This window comes from Micromonospora sp. WMMD736 (assembly GCF_049179015.1).
Classification (GTDB): domain Bacteria; phylum Actinomycetota; class Actinomycetes; order Mycobacteriales; family Micromonosporaceae; genus Micromonospora.
The window spans coordinates 6,521,872-6,538,650 of record NZ_JBMHMI010000001.1 but is presented as its reverse complement, the minus strand read 5'-3'; the positions used below and the strand labels follow the sequence as shown (position 1 = coordinate 6,538,650).

The window sequence follows — 16,779 nt, the reverse complement described above, 5'->3', positions numbered from 1 at the left end:
CGGCCCGGTCGACCGGGCCGCCCACCGCCGTCAACGCAGCCGGACGTACGCCAGCGGCATGCTCGTCGGCTGGCCGTCCCAGGCGCCGCGCAGCGTGGCACCCCGGGCGCCGCTCGCCCCGGCGACCGGCCGACGGACGACGACCAGCTCCACCGCGTCGGTGACGATGAGCGTGTCATCCTCGTCGACGACCCGCCGGACCGCGCCGACCTCCGGCACGGCCCCGCCGCCGCCGTCGACGTCGATCGTCATCGCCGGCGGTCGAACCTCGCGCCGGCCGTCGACCTCGAAGTACTGCTCGGCCTGGCCGGCACCACCCAGGACGGCGTGGGCCAGCGCCGCCGCGTACACCGGGTCGGCGCAGGCGTCGTACACCCAGCGGAGGCCGAGCACCGAATGCTCGGTGGTACCGATCAGCCACTCGTCGGCGTCGTCGAGCGGCGCGGCGCGGTAGGTCAGTGGGACCTGGTGCACGGGCCCGTCGGCGGCGGCGACCAGCATCGTCTCCACGCCGACCTCGCCGGCCGGGTCATCGAAGCGGTACGCCCCCTGGCGCACCACCTCGACGCCGGCCGGTCCCTGGTACCAGGGTCGGCCGGGCAGCCAGGTCGTCAGCAGTTCGAGCTTCGTGGGGCGCAGTGTCGCCCGGTGCAGCAGTGCCATGCGTCAGGAGCCTAGTCAGAACCCCGCGCACGGGTTGCCGCCCACCGTGCACCCCTGCGGCTCCCGGGCCTTCGGCCGGCTGTCGCGGACGTCGAAGCGGATCGTCCGCGACCCGCCCGCCGGCAGGGCCGCGCCGGTGAAAGTGAGCGCCTGCCCGTCCCGGGACCAGTCCGCGCCGTCGACGTCGTCCACGCTGCTGCCCTCGGCCAGGGTCACCACCACGACCCACTGCTCGACGGGCGCGGGCCCGGGGTTGTCGACCACCACCTCCCCCGTGTAGCCGAACAGCCGGCTGGAGTCGGTGTCGTAGCGCGCGACCAGCGGGGGCGGGGGCGGCGGCCCGGTGGGAGTCGGCGTCGGCGACGGCTTCGCCGACGGGGTACGCGTCGGACGGGCGCTGGTCGGCGTGGTGGTGCGCGACGGGCGCGCGGAGGGCGTGGCCCTGGGTTGCGTGGTCGGCGCCGCCGCCACGACACTCGGCTGCGGCGGCGTCGGGGTCGGCGACGAGGTGGGCGCGGCCGCCGGATCCGACTCGTCCGGCAGCGTCAGCCACGCCACCGCCCCCGCCGCCAGCAGCACCCCGACGAGCCCGCCGACGACCGTCCGCCGACGACGCCGCGCCGGACCACGCACGCCGATCACCGGGAGTTCGGTGGTCAGTCCGGCCTCGCCGCGGCGTAGGTCGACCTGCTGGAACGCGAGCCAGTCGAGGATGGCCGGCAGGCGTACGGTGAGCGCCTGGCGCACCTGCTGTTCGCGGGCGTCGCGCTGCTCGTCCGACCAGGCCCCATGGGTCGGCACCTCGCGCAGGGTCAGCCGACTGCCCTCTCTGGTGGCGGTGACGGTGCAGGTCAGCTCGGTGAGCCGACCAGCCTCGTCGCAGCGCAACGCCAACAGCTCCGGCACCTGCCGCTCGGTCACCTCGACCTCGACGTCGGCGTCGAAGCCGGGCAGGTCGGCCGTTTGCAGCAGCAGCCGGTCCGGTACTCCCTCCACCATGTCCGCCTCGGCGAACCAGCGGCCGAGCAGCTCCCGATCCGTCAGTGCGAGCCAGACCCGGTCGGACGGGTGGGACAGGTCGACGTACGCGCCGATCTCGATCACGGCGAGACTCTAACGGGTGGCCAGGAGACTCCGGGGTCGGAGGCCGCCTCAGCCCCAGCGGCCCGCCCGCTCGGCGGCCGTCGTGAGCGCAACCCGGGCGGCGGCGCTCAGCTCGACGACCAAATCGGCCGCCGGCACGTCCCGGGCGAGGGGATGCGCCTGCCCGGCCCACAGGTTCGCCACCGAGGCGTCGCCGTCGCGCCGGGCGGCGGCGAGCAGCGGGCGGGTCAGGTGCAGCACCTGCGGGTAGCCGACCGGCGCCTGCGCGTCGTGTGTCCGCAGGAAGTCGTTGACCACGCCACGGGCCCGCTTGCCGGTGTACGCCCGGGTCAGCGCGGTCGGCGCGACGCTGGCCACCGCCGCGCGGTGCAACGGCGAGCTGCCCGTCTCCGGGCAGCGCAGGAACGCCGTACCGACCTGCGCCGCGACCGCCCCGGCGGCCAGCGCCGCGGCCAGCGCGGGACCGTCGGCGATGCCACCGGCGGCCACCAGCGGCCGGCCGCACGCGGCGGCCAACCGGAGCAGCGGCAACAGCGCGTAGTCGTCGTCGTCCGGCAGGCCGCCACGGTGCCCGCCGGCCTCGGTGCCCTGCACGACGACGACGTCGACGCCCAGGTCGGCCGCGGCGGTGGCGGCGTCCGGTCGGGTGACCGTGGCCCACACCTCGGTACCCCGTTCCCGCAACGCGGTCACTGCGGCGCGTTCGGGCAGTCCGAAGGCGAAGGACACCACCGGCACCGGGTCCGCGAGCAGCGCGGCCAACTTCTCGGGGTACGCGTCGTCGCCGCCCACCGGATCGCCGAGCGCGACTCCGAACTGCTCGGCCTGCGGCGCGAGCCGCCGCGCGTACGCCGAGACGGCGGCCAAGTCGACCCGGCCGTCACCGGGTAGGAAGACGTTGACCCCGAACGGCCGGTCGGTGCGGGCACGCACCGCCGCGATGTCGGCGACCAGCCGCCCGGTGTCGATCATGCCGGCGGCCAGGAACCCGATTCCGCCGACGGCGGACACCGCCGACACCAGATCCGGCGTGGACGGGCCGCCGGCCATCGGGGCGGCGACGATCGGGTGGCGTAACGCGGACAGCACGGACATCCACCCATCCTCCCGCACCGCGTCGGTCCCCCGGCCGACGGTGCGGCACCCGCCCACCCGAAGGCGTCACCGGTCAACGCCGCCCCGCACCGCCGGTCGGCGACGGTCAGCGTCACCGGTCAACGCCGCCCCGCAGCGCCGGACGGCGACGGTCAGCACCGCCGGTCAGCGTCGGTCGGTGTGCCGCCGCCACAGCAGTCCGGCCACGGCGAGCAGCGCCAGCAGCGTCCCGGCGCCGGCCGCCAGCGACCACGCCTGACCGCCACCGGTACCGGCGGCCTGCGCCGCCGGGCTGGCCACGGCGGCCGACGGCGGGGCCGCCGTGGTGGACTCCGCGGGATGACCGGCCGGGCCCGCCGTCGCGGGGTACCGCAGGATCGTCGGACGGCTGCCGGCGGGTTGGTCGGCGGACTCGGAGACGGTGAGCAGCGATCGGCCGTCACGGCTGTAGGTGATCGACTCGCCCTGCGGCTCGTCGGGCAGCGGCGTGATCCGCGGGGTGCCCGAGGTCAGCGCGCCGACCAGGTCGCCACCGGACACGTCGTACTCGAACGCGTCGGCGTAGCTGCGCAGCACCACCCGGCGGCCGTCCGGCGCGCTCGCCGCGCCGGTCACGACGCTCCGGCCGACGAACGAGTACGGATTGCTGGTCGTGGTGGACGGCAGGACCACCTTGCCCACGGAGGCCAACGGCGTGGTGGCGCCCGGCTTCAGCGCGGTGGTCGGGGCGTACAGGACGACGGTGCCGCTGCCACCCTTGGTGATGATCAGCGGCCGGCCGGACCCGTCGATCAGCAGGGCCTCCGCGTCGTGCGGATTGTCCGGGTACGTCATCCGGTACAGCACCGGCCGGTCCGCGTCCGGTGCGAGCCGCCACAGCGCGATCGTCTCGCGGTTGCGGTCGTTGTCGCCGATGTCGGCCACCCAGAGCGTGCCGTCCCGGGCGACGGCCAGGTCCTCGGTGTCCCGGGGCCGGGTGGGGTAGCTGACCGCCCGCGCCACCGCGCAGCGCTCGTCGAGGAAGAAGATCCGTCGGCGGGCCTCGTCGTCGGCGCCGTCGTTGACCACGACGTACCCGTCGTCGGTGGTGACCATTCCGGAGATCTCGTTGAGCCGCTCGTCGCGGATCTCGCACACCGCGTCTCCCGCCCGGACCGCACCGGCCGCCGCCGGAGCCGCCGGTACGGCCACGGCCAGCGACGCCGCGCCCGCGAGGAGGGCCGCCAGCCGCGCTGCCGCGCGGACGTGCCGCCCCCGGGTCACCCACCCGCGTACCCGCATCTTTGTCTCCTCGCCCCGGCCGGTGGCCCGACCGTCCCGCCCATCCTGGCCGATCGGGGCCTGCGGCGGCGACCAACCGCGCGGACCCGACGCATCCGCGCTCCGGGCCTCGGCCGGGCGCGCCGCCGTGCTCGCTGCGCAGCCGGCTCTGTCGTACCCGTGGTCCATGATCGTGTCGTCGCAGCGCCGCCGACGCCGGCTCGCGCGCGCACCACCCTGGATTCTTCTCGATGTGGGAGGCCGTGACGTGACGAACGCCGACGAAGCCGACTGGCGGCGGCGCAGCGTGGTGGCGGTGCTGCCGCCCGCCCGCCCCCGGAAGCTGGCGAAGGTGCCCTTCGTCGAACTGGCCGACGGACGTCTGCAGGGCGTGGTCTCCAGCGGGTCGGACGTCGAGCGGGTCTACGTCTCGTCGGTCGCGGCCGGCACCCACGCCTACCAGTGCAGCACCAACAACAACCGACCGTGCGGTGGCTTGCGCGCCAGCGTGTGCAAGCATCTGCACGCGCTCGCGGACGAGGCCCTCCTTCAGTACGGCGTCGACCGCGTCGCCCGCTATCTGCGGGTCGACGTCGGCGACGGGGTGGCCAGCGGCGCGGAGCTGCTGGCCCGGCTGGACGGTCAGCCCGAGCCGGCGTCGGCGGCGGTGGTGTTCAACCGCTTCCTGCGTCATCTCGCCTACCTGGAGGTGCCCGCCAGCACGGCACCACTGCCCGAGCTGCACTGGTTCCCGGCCACCCGGGCAGGCCGCTGATGCGTGGCGCCCAGGTCGCGCCGCTGCGCGCCACCCCGGCCGGGTTGACCGACGCGCTCGACGTGGTGAGCGGCTTCGACGACGCCCTCGTCGACGGCTTCGGCCGGGTCGGCGAGCGGGGTGCCTCCGCACTGACCGCGTTCGCCACGGCGTTCGCCGGCACGCCGCTGGCTGATCCGGTGACCGACGCGGTCGACGCGGTCGTCGCCGGATCGGTCGCCCCGCAGCACATCGCCGCACTCGCCGGCGCGCGCTCAGCGCTGCTCGGCGCGGCACACGACGCGCTCCTCGGGCAGCTCGACGAGACGCTCGGCCGCACCCGGTCGTCGTGGACGACGCCGACCGGCCCACCTGCCGACACGCCGCCCGCGCTCGCCGCGGCACGGGCGTGGTGGCATGAGGTGGCGGTCGCCGGCTGGCGGGGCGTCGACCACGAGCTGCTCTCCGTCGCCGCCGGGGTGGTCGAGACCAGCCTCCCCGTGCCAGGGCTACGACGGACCGCGGTGCTGCTCGACGGGCTCGCCGCCGAGCTGCGGGCGTGCGTTCCGGTCGCCACCATGGCGCAGGTGCCGGCACGCCGGTGGGCCGATCTCTGGGCCCGCGGCGTTCTGCTCACCGAGGCAGCGCCACCGCCCGACGAGGTGCCACCGGTCTCCGGGCGGCTGCTGCCGCTCGGTGTGGACGTGCACAGTCACGACACGGCGGTGCAGGTTCAACTGCACGCCATCCTGGAGCCGGCGGACGGCGGGCCGGTACGGCTGGTCCGCACGGCGGTGACCGCGGCGAAGGTCGACACCATCGTCGGCCCGGCGATCTGGCGGCTGCTGTCGCACCACCCGGCGCTGCTCGGCGCGCTGGCCGACAAGCGGGCGTTGAGCGTGACCGACCTGCCACTGCGCGGCGGCGACCTGTGCTGGGTCGACGACCGGGTCCGGCTCGACGAGCCCGCCGACCCGTTCACCACCGCTCAGGTCCTGCTGCCCGCCGCGATCACGGCCGCGACCGACCCCCTGGACCGGCACCCGGCGGGTATCGCCGAGCCCGTGCTCGTGGAGGGCACCGCGATCAGGGACGACGCCGGCTCGCTCGCCGTCGAGGTGGACGGCGAACGGATACCGGTGGCCGTCGACAGGTTGCCGGCCACCGGCCCGTTGACCGCCGACCTGGTCGCCACCGCCTCCGCCTGGCTGGGTCTGCTGCGCTGGGACGACGGCCGGTGGCAGCTCCAGCCGTTGGCGGTGCGGGCCACGGTGAAACGGCGGACGGTGCAGGCGCACAACGGCGACTGGGCGTGCGGCGTCACCGATCCGAAGGTCGCCAAGGAGGAGGCGCGGGCGGGCGACGCCATCGCCGTGCTGCGCGAGCGCGCGGGACGGTTGCTGCGCCGATGACCACGCCGATTCCCACCGGCGGATTCGCCGACGCCAACCGCCGTCAGGTCCTGTACTGGCGGCTGTTGTCCCGCCTCTTCGACCGCGACGAGCAGCCGAGCCTGGAGGCGGCGAGCGTCGCCGTGGTCGACGACCTCGGGCTGCCTGCCGCCCTGTTGGACCCGGCGGTCTCGGTCGACACCATCGTGCAGCGCTTCCCGACTCTCGCGGCCGAGCTGCGCGGCCTGCTCACCCCCACCGAAGCCGAGCCCGACGCCATCGCACCGGACGACGCTGGGCCGCACGAAGGCGGGCCGCCGGGCGCGGATCCGGCCTATCGGCCCGGTGCCGCCGAGGTACGCCGCGCCGCGCTGGTGTCGAAGGTGCTGCTGAACGTGTTCGCCACCGGCTCCGGCCCGGTCAGCGCCAACCAGCTCGCCCGCTGGCAGTCCGACGCCGGCTGGTTCGAGCAGGCTCTCGGCTGCGAACCCGGCGAGCTGCGCCGCCAGCCGGGCGGACTGGGCGGCACCCTGGCCGGGTTGGAGGGTGACCTCGTCCGGCGGATGCACCTGCGAGAGGTGCTGGCCGACCCCGCGCTGGCCAGCCAACTGACCCCGAGCATGTCGCTGATCGAGCAGCTGCTGCGCGACAAGGCCAACCTGTCCGGCGTGGCGCTGGCCAATGCCAAGGCGTTGATCCGGCGTTTCGTCGACGAGGTCGCCGAGGTGCTCCGGACGCAGGTGCGGCAGACCAGTGTCGGCGCGCTCGACCGGTCGGTGCCGCCCAAGCGGGTGTTCCGCAACCTGGATCTCGATCGGACCATCTGGCAGAACCTGACCAACTGGAGCCCGGAGGACGAGCGGCTCTACGTCGACCGGCTCTACTACCGGCACACCGCGCGGCGCACCACGCCGTCCCGGCTCATCGTCGTGGTCGACCAGTCCGGCTCGATGGTCGACGCGATGGTCAACTGCACGATCCTCGCCTCGATCTTCGCGGGTCTGCCGAAGGTGGACGTACACCTGATCGCCTACGACACCCGGGCGCTGGACCTCACCCCGTGGGTGCACGACCCGTTCGAGGTGTTGCTGCGTACCCAGCTGGGTGGCGGCACCGACGGCACGGCGGCGCTGGCGCTGGCCCGCCCGAAGGTCGCCGAGCCGAAGAACACGGTGCTGGTGTGGATCTCCGACTTCTACGAGGTCAACCACCAGGCGGTCTTCGACGGGCTGCAGGCCGCGCACCGCTCCGGCGTGAAGGTCATCCCGGTCGGCTCGGTCAGCAGCTCCGGCCAGCAGAGCGTCAACCCCTGGTTCCGGCAACGCCTGAAGGACCAGGGCACCCCGGTCATCTCCGGTCACATCCGCAAGCTCGTCGTCGAGCTGAAGAACTTCCTCACCTAGGAGAGCAGTCCCTCATGTCCGAGATGTTGCGCGCCCCCGCCGAGGTCACGTACGCCGACGAGCTGGATTTTCTCGAGTCGGTCGACACCGGCCCGAAACCGTTCTCGTGGCGGCTGAGCCCGCGCATGGTCCGGCTGTTCATTCTCGGGTCGGAGCGGGCCGACGGCCTGTCCCGGGAGATCCCGCAGAAGTGGTTCGGCGACCGCAGTTTCGTCGAACGCGCCATCGTCACCCTCGCCTCGGACCGTGGCCTGCTGCTGATCGGCGACCCGGGCACCGGCAAGAGCTGGCTGGCCGAGCTGCTCGCCGCGGCCATCTGTCGCAACTCGACCCTGGTCGTGCAGGGCACCGCCGGCACGACCGAGGACCACATCAAGTACTCGTGGAACGTGTCCATGGTGATCGCGAAGGGCCAGTCCCGGGAGTCGATGATTCCCTCGCCGATCATGACAGCGATGGAGCGTGGCGTGGTGGGTCGCTTCGAGGAGCTGACCCGCTCCACCAGCGACGTGCAGGACGCGCTGATCTCGATCCTGTCCGAGAAGTACGTCGCCATCCCCGAGCTGGACCAGGACAACATCGTGTTCGCCCAACCCGGTTTCTCGATCATCGCGACCGCGAACAGCCGCGACCGGGGCGTCAACGACCTCTCCTCGGCGCTCAAGCGGCGGTTCAACTTCGTCCGGATTCCGGTGGTGACCAACAAGCGCAGCGAGGCGGAGATCGTCCGGTTCCGCACCGAGGAGTTGCTGCGCCGGCACCGCATCGAGCTGGACGTGCCGCCCACCCTGCTGGACATCCTGTTGCAGAGCTTCGCCGACCTGCGCGCCGGTGCCGCGGCGGCGACCAGCGACGAGGAGAAGCTCGAGTCGGCGCTGTCGACCGCCGAGCAGATCGGCGTGCTGGAGGACGCCATCCTGCACAGTCAGTTCTTCGGCGACCGTACGCTGCGCGCGGCGACGCTCGCCGGGTCGCTGGTCGGGTCGTTGGCCCGTCGCAGCCCCGAGGACCTGGCGATCCTCAACAAGTATCTGCACGGCGTGGTGGAGCCACGGGCGCGCAAGGACGACGACGGCTGGGCGGGTTTCCTGGACGGCGGTCGTCAGGCGATCGCGTCCCTGTCGTGACGGCATCGACGGTCGCCGGCACGTTCGGCGCGCTCCGCGAACAGCTCACCGATGCGGCGACCGCGTTCGCGGGCTCCCCCGATGCGCTCGGCGCGATCCTCGCCGGGATGGTCGACGACGTCGACCGGGCGCTCGGCGAGCGGTTGGAGATCTTCCCGGTCTGCCACCACTCGCCGGCCTCCGCGCTGGCCATGGTGCGCCGGCTACGCGCCAAGCAACCCCGGGTGATCTACCTGGAGCTGTGCGAGGATCTCCAGCCGCTGCTCGCGGAGCTGCACAACTGTCGCCTGCCGGTGGCGGTGCAGGCGTTCGCCTCGGAGCTGTCCGGCTTCCCCGCCGACTGGGGACCGCTCAGCGTCGTCGCGCCGATCACCGAGGCGTCGGCGGAGTACCAGGCCATCGCGTACACGCTGGAGACCCCCGGCGTGGAGCTGGTGTTGGTGGACCGCTCCACCGACCACGTCTTCCAGTGGTCACCACGGGCGCAGCCGACCGGCGCGAGCAGCGCGAACGGGCCGACCGCCACCGCTGCGGACTCGGGACTGCACGGCGACGCGGTCGGGGTGGAGATCGGCGACCTGCGGCCCCGATTCGCGGAGTTGGAGGCGTACCTGCTGCATCACGGCAAGGTGCGGCACTGGTCGGAGTGGTGGGACCAGTACGTGGAACGCCCGCTGGCCGACGCCGACCACGACACCTACCGGCAGGTGATGGTGTTGATCGGCAGCCTGTTCCGGCGGCTGCGTCCGGCCGGCGCGGACCGGCTCGATCGCGACGAGGACCGCGAGCGGTACATGTGGACGCGGATGCGTCAGCACCTGGCCGTCTCCGGCGTCGACCCGGCGGACTGTCTCTACGTGTGCGGCGCGTTCCACGCCGCCAGCCGCGTCGAACAGTTCGGCCTGGGCTCGACCGCCGACGATTTCGAGATCACCCCGCGCACCGACACCCGCTGGCGGTACGGCCTGATCCCGTCCAGCCACTCGGCGATCGAGGCGCAGTTCGGCCTGGCCCCCGGCTCGGTGTCGATCGCGGCGGCCACCTGGACCAAGGAGGTGCGCCGCCACGGGCTGTCCCCGTACCGGCTGGACGGCCACGCGGTCGTCCAGCAGCGACGCGGCCGGACCACGACGGTCCCCTCCCCCACCGCGCCGGTCGGTGACCGACTCAGCGGCTTCCTCGCGGCGCCGCCGCAGCTGGACGGCCTGGACGAGGCGGAGCTGCGCGGCTGGTGCGTCGACATCGTGCGGCTCGCCCGCCGCAACGGATACCTGGCCAGCACCGCCGACGCGATCGCCGTCTTCGAGACCTCGGTTCTGCTGGCCGGCCTGCGTAACCGGGCCCGACCCACCCCGTACGACTTCGCCGACGCCGCGGTCACCTGCATCGAGAAGGACGTGGTGCCCGGCCGGCGCGACGTCCGGCGGCTCTGCGAGATCCTGCTGGGCGGCGACCGGATCGGTCAGGTCGGCTACGACGCCCTGCCGCCGCTGGCCCGCGACGTGCTCGACCGGCTCGAGCCGCTCGGCCTGGCCCTGGAGAAGCGGACGGTCCAGCGGGCGCTACTGGACCTGAGCGCCGAGCCGGCGCTGGCCCGCTGCTCGGATCTGCTGTGGATCCTGCGGCACCTGCTGCCGCCGGCCGCGGTCCGGCCCATCATGGGTGAGCGCCGGCTCGGCCACCGCTCGGTCCAGGAGAGCTGGGACCTGGCGCTCGGTCGCCACCAGCGGTCGCTGATCGAGCTGGGCTACGAGGGTGTCACCGTCGAGCAGGTCCTGGAGCAACGACTGCGTCGGGCGGTACGCGGCCCCGACGCCACCGCCGCCGGTGCCCTCGCCGCCGTCGAGGACGCGATCCGGTTGCTCGACAGTCCGCGCCTGGTCGACGAGTTGGGGACGCGGGCGGTGGAGCTGCTCGCCGCCGCGCGCACCGTCGACGACGCGCCCGACGTCCTGCGTCGCATCCGGCGGTTGCTGGCGCACCACCGGGCCACCGCGCCGACCCTGCCGGCCTGGTGCGAGGCGTTCGTGACGACCGGGTACGCGCACTACTGCACCCTGCTGCCGACCGCCATCGCCAGCGACGAGACCGACGTACGGCAGGTCGGCGCGATGCTCGGCTTCCTGTTCTCGATGGAGGGTCTGGCGCTGTCGCTGGGCTGCGACCGCTCGCAGCTGGAGCTGGCCGTGGCGCAGTCGCACCCGACCGCGCCGGCGAAGGTCGCCCTGCTCTGGGCGGGCCGACACCAACTCGGCCTGCTGTCGGCGGCCGAGCTGCGGGCCCGGTGCGCCGAGCTGCTGGCCAACCCGTTGGTGGTGCCGGCCTTCCCGCAGTACCTGGCCGGGTTCGTGCACGCGCTAGAACCGGTGCCCGGGCTCGCGCCGTTCGTCGTCGAGACGATGTCCACGGCCTTCGCGCAGCTGCCCGACCCGGTGCTGCTGCCCTGGCTGCCGACCCTGATCACGACCCTGCGGGACCAGGGCCCGGAGCTGGTCCCGCTCCTGATCCGCGAGGCCGGGCGCACCTTCCCGGAGGCGCTACCGGAGCTGGACGCCTGGGTCCCGCCGTGGGTCGCGTCCCCGCCTCCTGCTCGGGTGGACGACCAGCGCGCCGTCGCCGCGCCGCAACGGCAGGTCAACGTCCTCCTCCGTACGCATCCGGAGGCGGTCGACGCGATCTCCGGTCTGCTCGGATACGACGGCGGTTGGTTGCCCGCCGACGAGTCTCCCGCCGACCCGAATGGGGCGGCTGCCCTGCTGGCGAGGCATCCCGACACGGTCGATGCCGTCACCGCACTCCTGATACGCCAGGCGTGAGGACGACGGCGGCGGGTAGGCAGCGGCCCGGCGTCATGTCGACATCCGCCGGGCAGGAGGCTTCGATGAGCACGTACCGGGACGAAGAGGGCGGTGGGTTCCCTCTTCCGGAGGCGGACGCCGCCGAGCAGCGGCAGGACGCGTTCGACGTGGGACCGCCGGACCGGGTCTCCGGTGACGTGGACCCGGAGGCGTCCGAGGCCGACCTGGCCGAGCAGGGCGCCCTGCCGGCGGGCGTCCTGGAGGAGGCGACCTCCCTTCCGGCCGACGCCAACCCGGCGGACGCCCTGGAGCAACGGCAGGAGATCCCCGCCCGCGACGAGGGCCGCCGCACCTGAGCGCGCCGGTCGCGACGCTTTCGCTATTGGGGACCGCCTGCTGGCGGTGCCCGGATCCCACGGGCGGGGGTACGTCGCTTAGAACCAGTGGAAGTGACCGGAGTCGCGGGGTCGGTGGGCGGCCAAGGCCTGCTTGACCCAGCCTAAGAACCGGCGGTAGTGCTCCACCGGGTCGGGTGCGGTCCGGTACAGGTCGGTCAGGTCCCGGCTGGCCTCAGTCAGGCAGTCGACCAGGTCCACCCCGAGCAACTTCGGCTCGCCCGAGTAGTCGGCCACGAGTTCGACTTTCGCCTGCTCGCATGGCCAGGGATGCACGCAGGACGCGCAGAACCAGAACGGCCGGACCGGGGCGTGCCGTTGGCCACTCACTGCTGACTCCCGTGGTAGCGGACCGGCGACCATCGGCCAGGTCGGCGCAGGGTCGACGACTGGCGGTGGATGACCGAATTGACCATTCCGAAGATGACGCCGGGTGCTCGTTGGACCCGTTCGAGGTCATCGGTCATTCGCGCAATGGCGGCCAGCCGACCGCGGACATCGAACAGCTCTCGCCGGGCACTCCGGAGAGACGCCTCAAGCTGGCGCACGCGATCGTGTAGCCGCTCTACCTCTTGCTCCTGTTCCACTCCAGCCTCCGGGCGTGGGTTCGAATGGGGCGCCCGCCGTCGCTGGGCTCCACCTCCAGCGGCGACGAGGCGTAATCGATCCCACCCCAGGCGCCACACCCCTGTCAACCTTGGCGCGCAAATCTAAGCGCGCTCATGTTGACCTGCTACCGGCGGTCTACCTTCGTTCGCATGGCAGATGGACCGGGCGAACTCGTCGCGGCGGGCGAGGTCCTGGCGATGCTCGGGGTGGGCCGCTCACGGTTCCGCCAGATCCAGCAGTCGCCGCACTTCCCGGCTCCGTACGCCCGACTGTCGGTCGGTTCGATCTGGCTCAAGGCTGATGTAGAGAAGTACATTGCCGAGCACCGACGCCCCCGCCCAATAGACGAGGAAGAGTAGCCCCGTCCGTCCCCGTGGCCGCCGGCGGCGTCGCCCCCGGCCGGCTCAGCCGGCGACGACCTGCCACAGCAGGAAGGCGTTGAGGGCGACGACCAGGGCGGCGACTGCGGACGCGGCGGCCGTGGTCAGCGGGTGGTTGACGAGGTTGCCCATGAGGTCCCGCCGACGGGTGAAGGCGACCACCGGGATCAGCGCGAACGGGATGCCGAAGCTCAGGATGACCTGCGACAGCACCAGGGCGCGGGTGGGGTCGAGGCCGATGGCGAGCACGGCCACGGCGGGGACCAGGGTGACCAGCCGGCGCAGCAGCAGTGGAACCCGGCGGCGCAGGAAGCCCTGCATGATCACCTCACCGGCGTAGGTGCCGACGCTCGTGGAGGCGAGCCCGGAGACCAGCAGGGCGACGGCGAACCCGAAGGCGGCGGCCGTGCCGATGCTCTCGCCCAGGCCGGCGTGCACCCCTTCCAGGCTGTCGGCGCCCACCGGGCCGCCGCCACGGAAGCTGGCCGCCGCGATCAGCAGCATGGCGAGGTTGACCGCGCCGGCCGCCGTCAGGGCGAGCAGCACGTCGGTGCGTTGACCCCGGAAGAGGGTACGGCGTTCGGCGTCGTCGGTCGCGGGGATGCGGTCGCGGGTCAGCGCCGAGTGCACGTAGATGACGTGGGGCATCACCGTAGCCCCGAGGATGCCGGCGGCCAGCAGGACGCTGTCGGTGCCCTGGAGCCGGGGCACCAGACCGGCCATGGCCGAGCCCGGGTCGGAACCGGCGGCGAGCAGGTTCGCCGCGAAGGCCAGGACGATGACGCCGAGCAGCACGGCGATGGCGATCTCGAAGGCGCGGAACCCGCGCGAGCGCAGGGCCAGCACGACGAACGCGGCAGCGCCGATGATCAGCCCGCCGGGTAGCAGCGGTATGCCGAAGAGGAGGTAGAGGGCGACCGCTCCCCCGATGACCTCGGCCAGGTCGGTGGCCATCGCGACCAGCTCGGCCTGCACCCACATCATCCGGTTGAGCGGGCGGGGCAGCCGCTCGCGGCACAGCTCGGGCAGGCTGCGGCCGGTGGCCAGGCCCAGCTTGGCGGTGAGCGTCTGCACCAGCATGGCCATCAGGTTGGCCACCACCACGACCCAGACCAGCAGGTACCCGTAGCGGGCGCCGGCCGCCGAGTTGGTGGCGAAGTTACCCGGGTCGACGTACGCCACGGCGGCGACGAACGCCGGGCCGAGCAGGATCAGCCGCCCGCGTACCCGGCCCCGGGCGCGGGCGATCTGCAGCGGTGTCGCCGCCGTCGCCCTGAGTTCGTTGGTGACCATCGAGCACCTCCCCGTCCGGGTACGGATCGCGTGCCTGTTCCCTTCCCGGGCGGCTGACCCGTCGGTGCCAGTCGGTGGCCCACGGGTGCCACGGCCCCGATGCGCTTGACAGGTGCCGTCGACGCGGCCAAGCTGTCTCATAGTCCTACTGTCGTAGGACAACAGGAAGGATCATCACGAGTGATCGAGTTCGTGCTCGACAGCCGGTCGAAGGTGAACACCTACATGCAGCTCGTGCAGCAGGTGAAGCAGGCGCTGCGCGTCGGTCTGCTCGCACCCGGCGATCAGCTGCCGAAGGTTCGGGACGTCGCCCAGTCGCTGGCGATCAACCCGAACACGGTGCTGAAGGCGTACCGGGAGTTGGAGATCGAGGGTCTGGTCGGCGGCCGACCCGGGGTGGGCACGTTCGTCCAGCGCACCCTGGCCGGCGCGTCCCTTCCCAACCAGGCCGAACTCCGCGACGACCTGGTGGCGTGGCTGCGCCGGGCCCAGGCCGCCGGCCTGACGGCCGAGGACGTCGTCGCCCTGGTGGAGACCACGCTGCGCGCCACCCTCACCGACGACACCGCAGAGAAGGAACCCGCGTGAGCGGTACGAGAGGACAGAGGATGGAGATGGTCTTGGAGGCCGACCGGCTGGGCAAGCGGTACGGCAGGACGTGGGCGCTACGGGATTGTTCGCTGCACCTTCCGGCCGGCCGGATCGCCGCCCTGGTCGGGCCCAACGGCGCGGGCAAGAGCACCTTGCTGCACCTCGCGGTCGGCCTGCTCAAGCCCGACGCGGGTTCGGTACGGGTGTTCGGCAGGACGCCGTACGGCGACACGGAAGGGCTGGCCGACATCGGTTTCGTCGCCCAGGACACCCCGCTGTACCGGGACTTCACCGCCGCCGAACTGGTCGTCGCCGGCGGCAAGCTGAACCACCGCTGGGACGCCGCGCTGGCCCGTAACCGGCTGGCGCAGCTCGGCATCCCACCGGATCGCCCGGTCGGCAAGCTCTCCGGCGGGCAACGCGCCCAGGTGGCGCTCGCTCTGGCGCTGGCCAAGCAGCCCCGGCTGCTGCTGCTCGACGAACCGGTGGCCAGCCTCGACCCGCTGGCCCGCCGGGAGTTCCTCCAGTCGTTGATGGGCAGCGTCGCGGACTCGGGTACCACCGTCCTGCTCTCGTCGCACCTGCTGGCCGACCTGGAACGGGTCTGCGACTACCTGATCGTGCTCAACGCCGCCCAGGTGCAGCTCAGCGGCACGGTCGACGACCTGGTCGCCACCCACGGGCAGCTCGTCGGGCCGCGCCACGACGGTGGCGCGATCGGCGGCGTCGCCCACGTGGTCCGGGCCAGCCACACCGACCGGCAGTCCACGCTGCTGGTGCGCACTGACGGACCGATCACCGATCCATCGTGGACGGTCCGCGACGTCAGCCTGGAGGACATCGTCCTGGCCTACCTGGCCGACGGCGTCGCGCAGACCAGTCACAGCGAGTGGGGAGTGGCGGCATGATCTGGCTGACCTGGCGGCAACACCGCAAGCTGGCCTTCTACACCCTCCTGGGCTTCCTGGTGCTCGCCGCGGTGCTGGTACCGATCGGCATCACGATGCGGAACACCTTCGCCGACCTCGGGCTGGCCGACTGCGTGCGACAACTCGCCGACCCGAACGTGGCGATGACGACCCGGGAGACCTGCGACGCGAGCTTCAACCGCTTCAGCAACCGGTACGACAGCCTCAACCTGGTCGCGGTACTGCTGATCACGCTCCCGGCGCTGGTCGGCCTGTTCTGGGGCGCACCGCTGGTGGCCCGTGAGGTGGAGCAGGGCACCCACCGGTTCGTCTGGACCCAGGGCGTCGGCCGCACCCGCTGGGCGCTGGTGAAGTTCGGGCTGGTCGGCGGTGCAGTCGTGCTCCTCGCGGTCGGCTACGGACTGGGCATGTCCTGGTGGGTCGAACCGCTCACCCAGGCCGCGCACGAGGGTCGACTCGGCGTGATCGTCTTCGACCTGCAGGGCATCGTGCCGATCGGGTACACCCTCTTCGCCGTGGCGCTCGGCATCTTCGCCGGCACCGTCTGGAAGCGGATGCTGTCCGCCATGGGCATCACCCTGGCCGGGTACATCGGCGTACGGGCGGCGGTGGAGATCCTGGCCCGACCGCACTACCAGCCCGCGCGCACCCAGACCTTCCCGATCCAGGGGGGCGGGATTCCGGAGGGTGACCGGGGCAACTGGGTTCTCGCCGTGGGCATCCGCGACGCCGACGGGACGATGGTCGCGGAGAACACCCGCATCCAGTGCCCGCCGAGCGGCAAAGGCCCGGACGGCCGAGTCTGCGGTGCCGATCTGGGCCTCGGGCCGGGCGCGTACAACTGGGAGATGTACCAGCCGGCGGACCGGTTCTGGCTGTTCCAGACCATCGAGACGGGCATCTTCGTCGCCCTCGCCGCCCTCCTGCTCTACGTCGCGGTGCGCCGCGTTCGCCGGATCGCGTAGCGGAAACGGGTGATCGCCGGAG

General features: G+C 72.8%; 16 protein-coding genes. 10 read left to right on the top strand and 6 right to left on the bottom strand.

Annotated elements, in window-relative coordinates; all coding sequences use genetic code 11:
• Window positions 1-30 precede the first annotated feature (30 nt).
• From ACN269_RS29730 to ACN269_RS29715, 4 genes are all read right to left on the bottom strand, one after another.
• The gene (locus ACN269_RS29730; protein ID WP_421475546.1) at window positions 31-663 is read right to left on the bottom strand and encodes a CG0192-related protein; all 633 of its coding nucleotides are present in this window, start codon (window positions 661-663) and stop codon (window positions 31-33) included.
• A 15-nt stretch (window positions 664-678) separates the two neighbouring features.
• On the bottom strand, window positions 679-1,767 hold the full coding sequence (locus tag ACN269_RS29725; RefSeq protein WP_421475545.1) for a cellulose binding domain-containing protein: 1,089 nt from the start codon (window positions 1,765-1,767) through the stop codon (window positions 679-681).
• A gap of 48 nt (window positions 1,768-1,815) precedes the next feature.
• Window positions 1,816-2,862: a nitronate monooxygenase gene (locus tag ACN269_RS29720; RefSeq protein ID WP_421475544.1), complete on the bottom strand. Its 1,047-nt coding sequence runs from the start codon at window positions 2,860-2,862 to the stop codon at window positions 1,816-1,818.
• 165 nt (window positions 2,863-3,027) lie between these two features.
• Complete coding sequence (locus tag ACN269_RS29715) at window positions 3,028-4,143, bottom strand: hypothetical protein (protein WP_421475543.1); 1,116 nt, start codon at window positions 4,141-4,143, stop codon at window positions 3,028-3,030.
• Window positions 4,144-4,429: 286 nt separating this feature from the next.
• Between ACN269_RS29715 and ACN269_RS29710 the strand changes: the two genes are divergently transcribed.
• From ACN269_RS29710 to ACN269_RS29685, 6 genes are all read left to right on the top strand, one after another.
• Window positions 4,430-4,897, top strand: coding sequence for a hypothetical protein (locus ACN269_RS29710; protein WP_421476637.1), 468 nt, complete (start codon window positions 4,430-4,432; stop codon window positions 4,895-4,897).
• Window positions 4,897-6,288: a hypothetical protein gene (locus ACN269_RS29705; protein ID WP_421475542.1), complete on the top strand. Its 1,392-nt coding sequence runs from the start codon at window positions 4,897-4,899 to the stop codon at window positions 6,286-6,288. Before ACN269_RS29710 ends, ACN269_RS29705 begins: the two co-directional genes overlap by 1 nt.
• On the top strand, window positions 6,285-7,670 hold the full coding sequence (locus ACN269_RS29700) for a VWA domain-containing protein (RefSeq protein WP_421475541.1): 1,386 nt from the start codon (window positions 6,285-6,287) through the stop codon (window positions 7,668-7,670). Before ACN269_RS29705 ends, ACN269_RS29700 begins: the two co-directional genes overlap by 4 nt.
• Window positions 7,671-7,684: 14 nt before the next feature.
• A complete protein-coding gene (locus ACN269_RS29695) occupies window positions 7,685-8,797 on the top strand; it encodes an ATP-binding protein (RefSeq protein WP_357171515.1) in 1,113 nt (370 codons plus the stop codon).
• Window positions 8,794-11,613, top strand: a complete 2,820-nt coding sequence (locus ACN269_RS29690; protein WP_421475540.1) for a hypothetical protein — start codon at window positions 8,794-8,796, stop codon at window positions 11,611-11,613. The genes ACN269_RS29695 and ACN269_RS29690 overlap by 4 nt, the downstream gene beginning before the upstream one ends.
• 65 nt (window positions 11,614-11,678) lie before the next feature.
• Window positions 11,679-11,951, top strand: coding sequence for a hypothetical protein (locus tag ACN269_RS29685; RefSeq protein WP_421475539.1), 273 nt, complete (start codon window positions 11,679-11,681; stop codon window positions 11,949-11,951).
• A 78-nt stretch (window positions 11,952-12,029) separates the two neighbouring features.
• On the opposite strand, the gene ACN269_RS29680 is transcribed toward ACN269_RS29685, so the two are convergent.
• A complete protein-coding gene (locus tag ACN269_RS29680) occupies window positions 12,030-12,320 on the bottom strand; it encodes a flavin reductase (protein ID WP_421475538.1) in 291 nt (96 codons plus the stop codon).
• Window positions 12,321-12,748: 428 nt separating this feature from the next.
• On the opposite strand from ACN269_RS29680, the gene ACN269_RS29675 reads away from it, so the two are divergent.
• Window positions 12,749-12,958 (top strand): helix-turn-helix transcriptional regulator, encoded by a 210-nt coding sequence (locus ACN269_RS29675; RefSeq protein WP_421475537.1) that lies wholly within the window; start codon window positions 12,749-12,751, stop codon window positions 12,956-12,958.
• A gap of 45 nt (window positions 12,959-13,003) precedes the next feature.
• Here ACN269_RS29675 and ACN269_RS29670 read toward each other — a convergent pair whose 3' ends face one another.
• Window positions 13,004-14,272, bottom strand: a complete 1,269-nt coding sequence (locus tag ACN269_RS29670) for an Nramp family divalent metal transporter (protein WP_421475536.1) — start codon at window positions 14,270-14,272, stop codon at window positions 13,004-13,006.
• A 180-nt stretch (window positions 14,273-14,452) separates the two neighbouring features.
• On the opposite strand from ACN269_RS29670, the gene ACN269_RS29665 reads away from it, so the two are divergent.
• From ACN269_RS29665 to ACN269_RS29655, 3 genes are read left to right on the top strand one after another with little or no spacing between them, the layout of a single operon-like run.
• Entirely contained in the window at window positions 14,453-14,860 is a 408-nt protein-coding gene (locus ACN269_RS29665) for a GntR family transcriptional regulator (protein ID WP_421475535.1), read from the top strand.
• Window positions 14,861-14,880: 20 nt separating this feature from the next.
• On the top strand, window positions 14,881-15,771 hold the full coding sequence (locus tag ACN269_RS29660) for an ABC transporter ATP-binding protein (protein ID WP_421475534.1): 891 nt from the start codon (window positions 14,881-14,883) through the stop codon (window positions 15,769-15,771).
• Window positions 15,768-16,757, top strand: a complete 990-nt coding sequence (locus ACN269_RS29655) for an ABC transporter permease (RefSeq protein ID WP_421475533.1) — start codon at window positions 15,768-15,770, stop codon at window positions 16,755-16,757. The genes ACN269_RS29660 and ACN269_RS29655 overlap by 4 nt, the downstream gene beginning before the upstream one ends.
• Window positions 16,758-16,779: the final 22 nt, after the last annotated feature.

Excerpts from the sequence above, each read along its gene's own strand:
- ACN269_RS29655 (WP_421475533.1), top strand. The coding sequence starts at position 15,768 with ATGATCTGGCTGACCTGGCGGCAACACCGCAAGCTGGCCTTCTACACC.
- ACN269_RS29660 (WP_421475534.1), top strand. The coding sequence starts at position 14,881 with ATGGAGATGGTCTTGGAGGCCGACCGGCTGGGCAAGCGGTACGGCAGG.
- ACN269_RS29685 (WP_421475539.1), top strand. The coding sequence starts at position 11,679 with ATGAGCACGTACCGGGACGAAGAGGGCGGTGGGTTCCCTCTTCCGGAG.
- ACN269_RS29675 (WP_421475537.1), top strand. The coding sequence starts at position 12,749 with ATGGCAGATGGACCGGGCGAACTCGTCGCGGCGGGCGAGGTCCTGGCG.
- ACN269_RS29730 (WP_421475546.1), bottom strand. The coding sequence starts at position 663 with ATGGCACTGCTGCACCGGGCGACACTGCGCCCCACGAAGCTCGAACTG.
- ACN269_RS29705 (WP_421475542.1), top strand. The coding sequence starts at position 4,897 with ATGCGTGGCGCCCAGGTCGCGCCGCTGCGCGCCACCCCGGCCGGGTTG.
- ACN269_RS29670 (WP_421475536.1), bottom strand. The coding sequence starts at position 14,272 with ATGGTCACCAACGAACTCAGGGCGACGGCGGCGACACCGCTGCAGATC.
- ACN269_RS29700 (WP_421475541.1), top strand. The coding sequence starts at position 6,285 with ATGACCACGCCGATTCCCACCGGCGGATTCGCCGACGCCAACCGCCGT.
- ACN269_RS29715 (WP_421475543.1), bottom strand. The coding sequence starts at position 4,143 with ATGCGGGTACGCGGGTGGGTGACCCGGGGGCGGCACGTCCGCGCGGCA.
- ACN269_RS29720 (WP_421475544.1), bottom strand. The coding sequence starts at position 2,862 with ATGTCCGTGCTGTCCGCGTTACGCCACCCGATCGTCGCCGCCCCGATG.
- ACN269_RS29695 (WP_357171515.1), top strand. The coding sequence starts at position 7,685 with ATGTCCGAGATGTTGCGCGCCCCCGCCGAGGTCACGTACGCCGACGAG.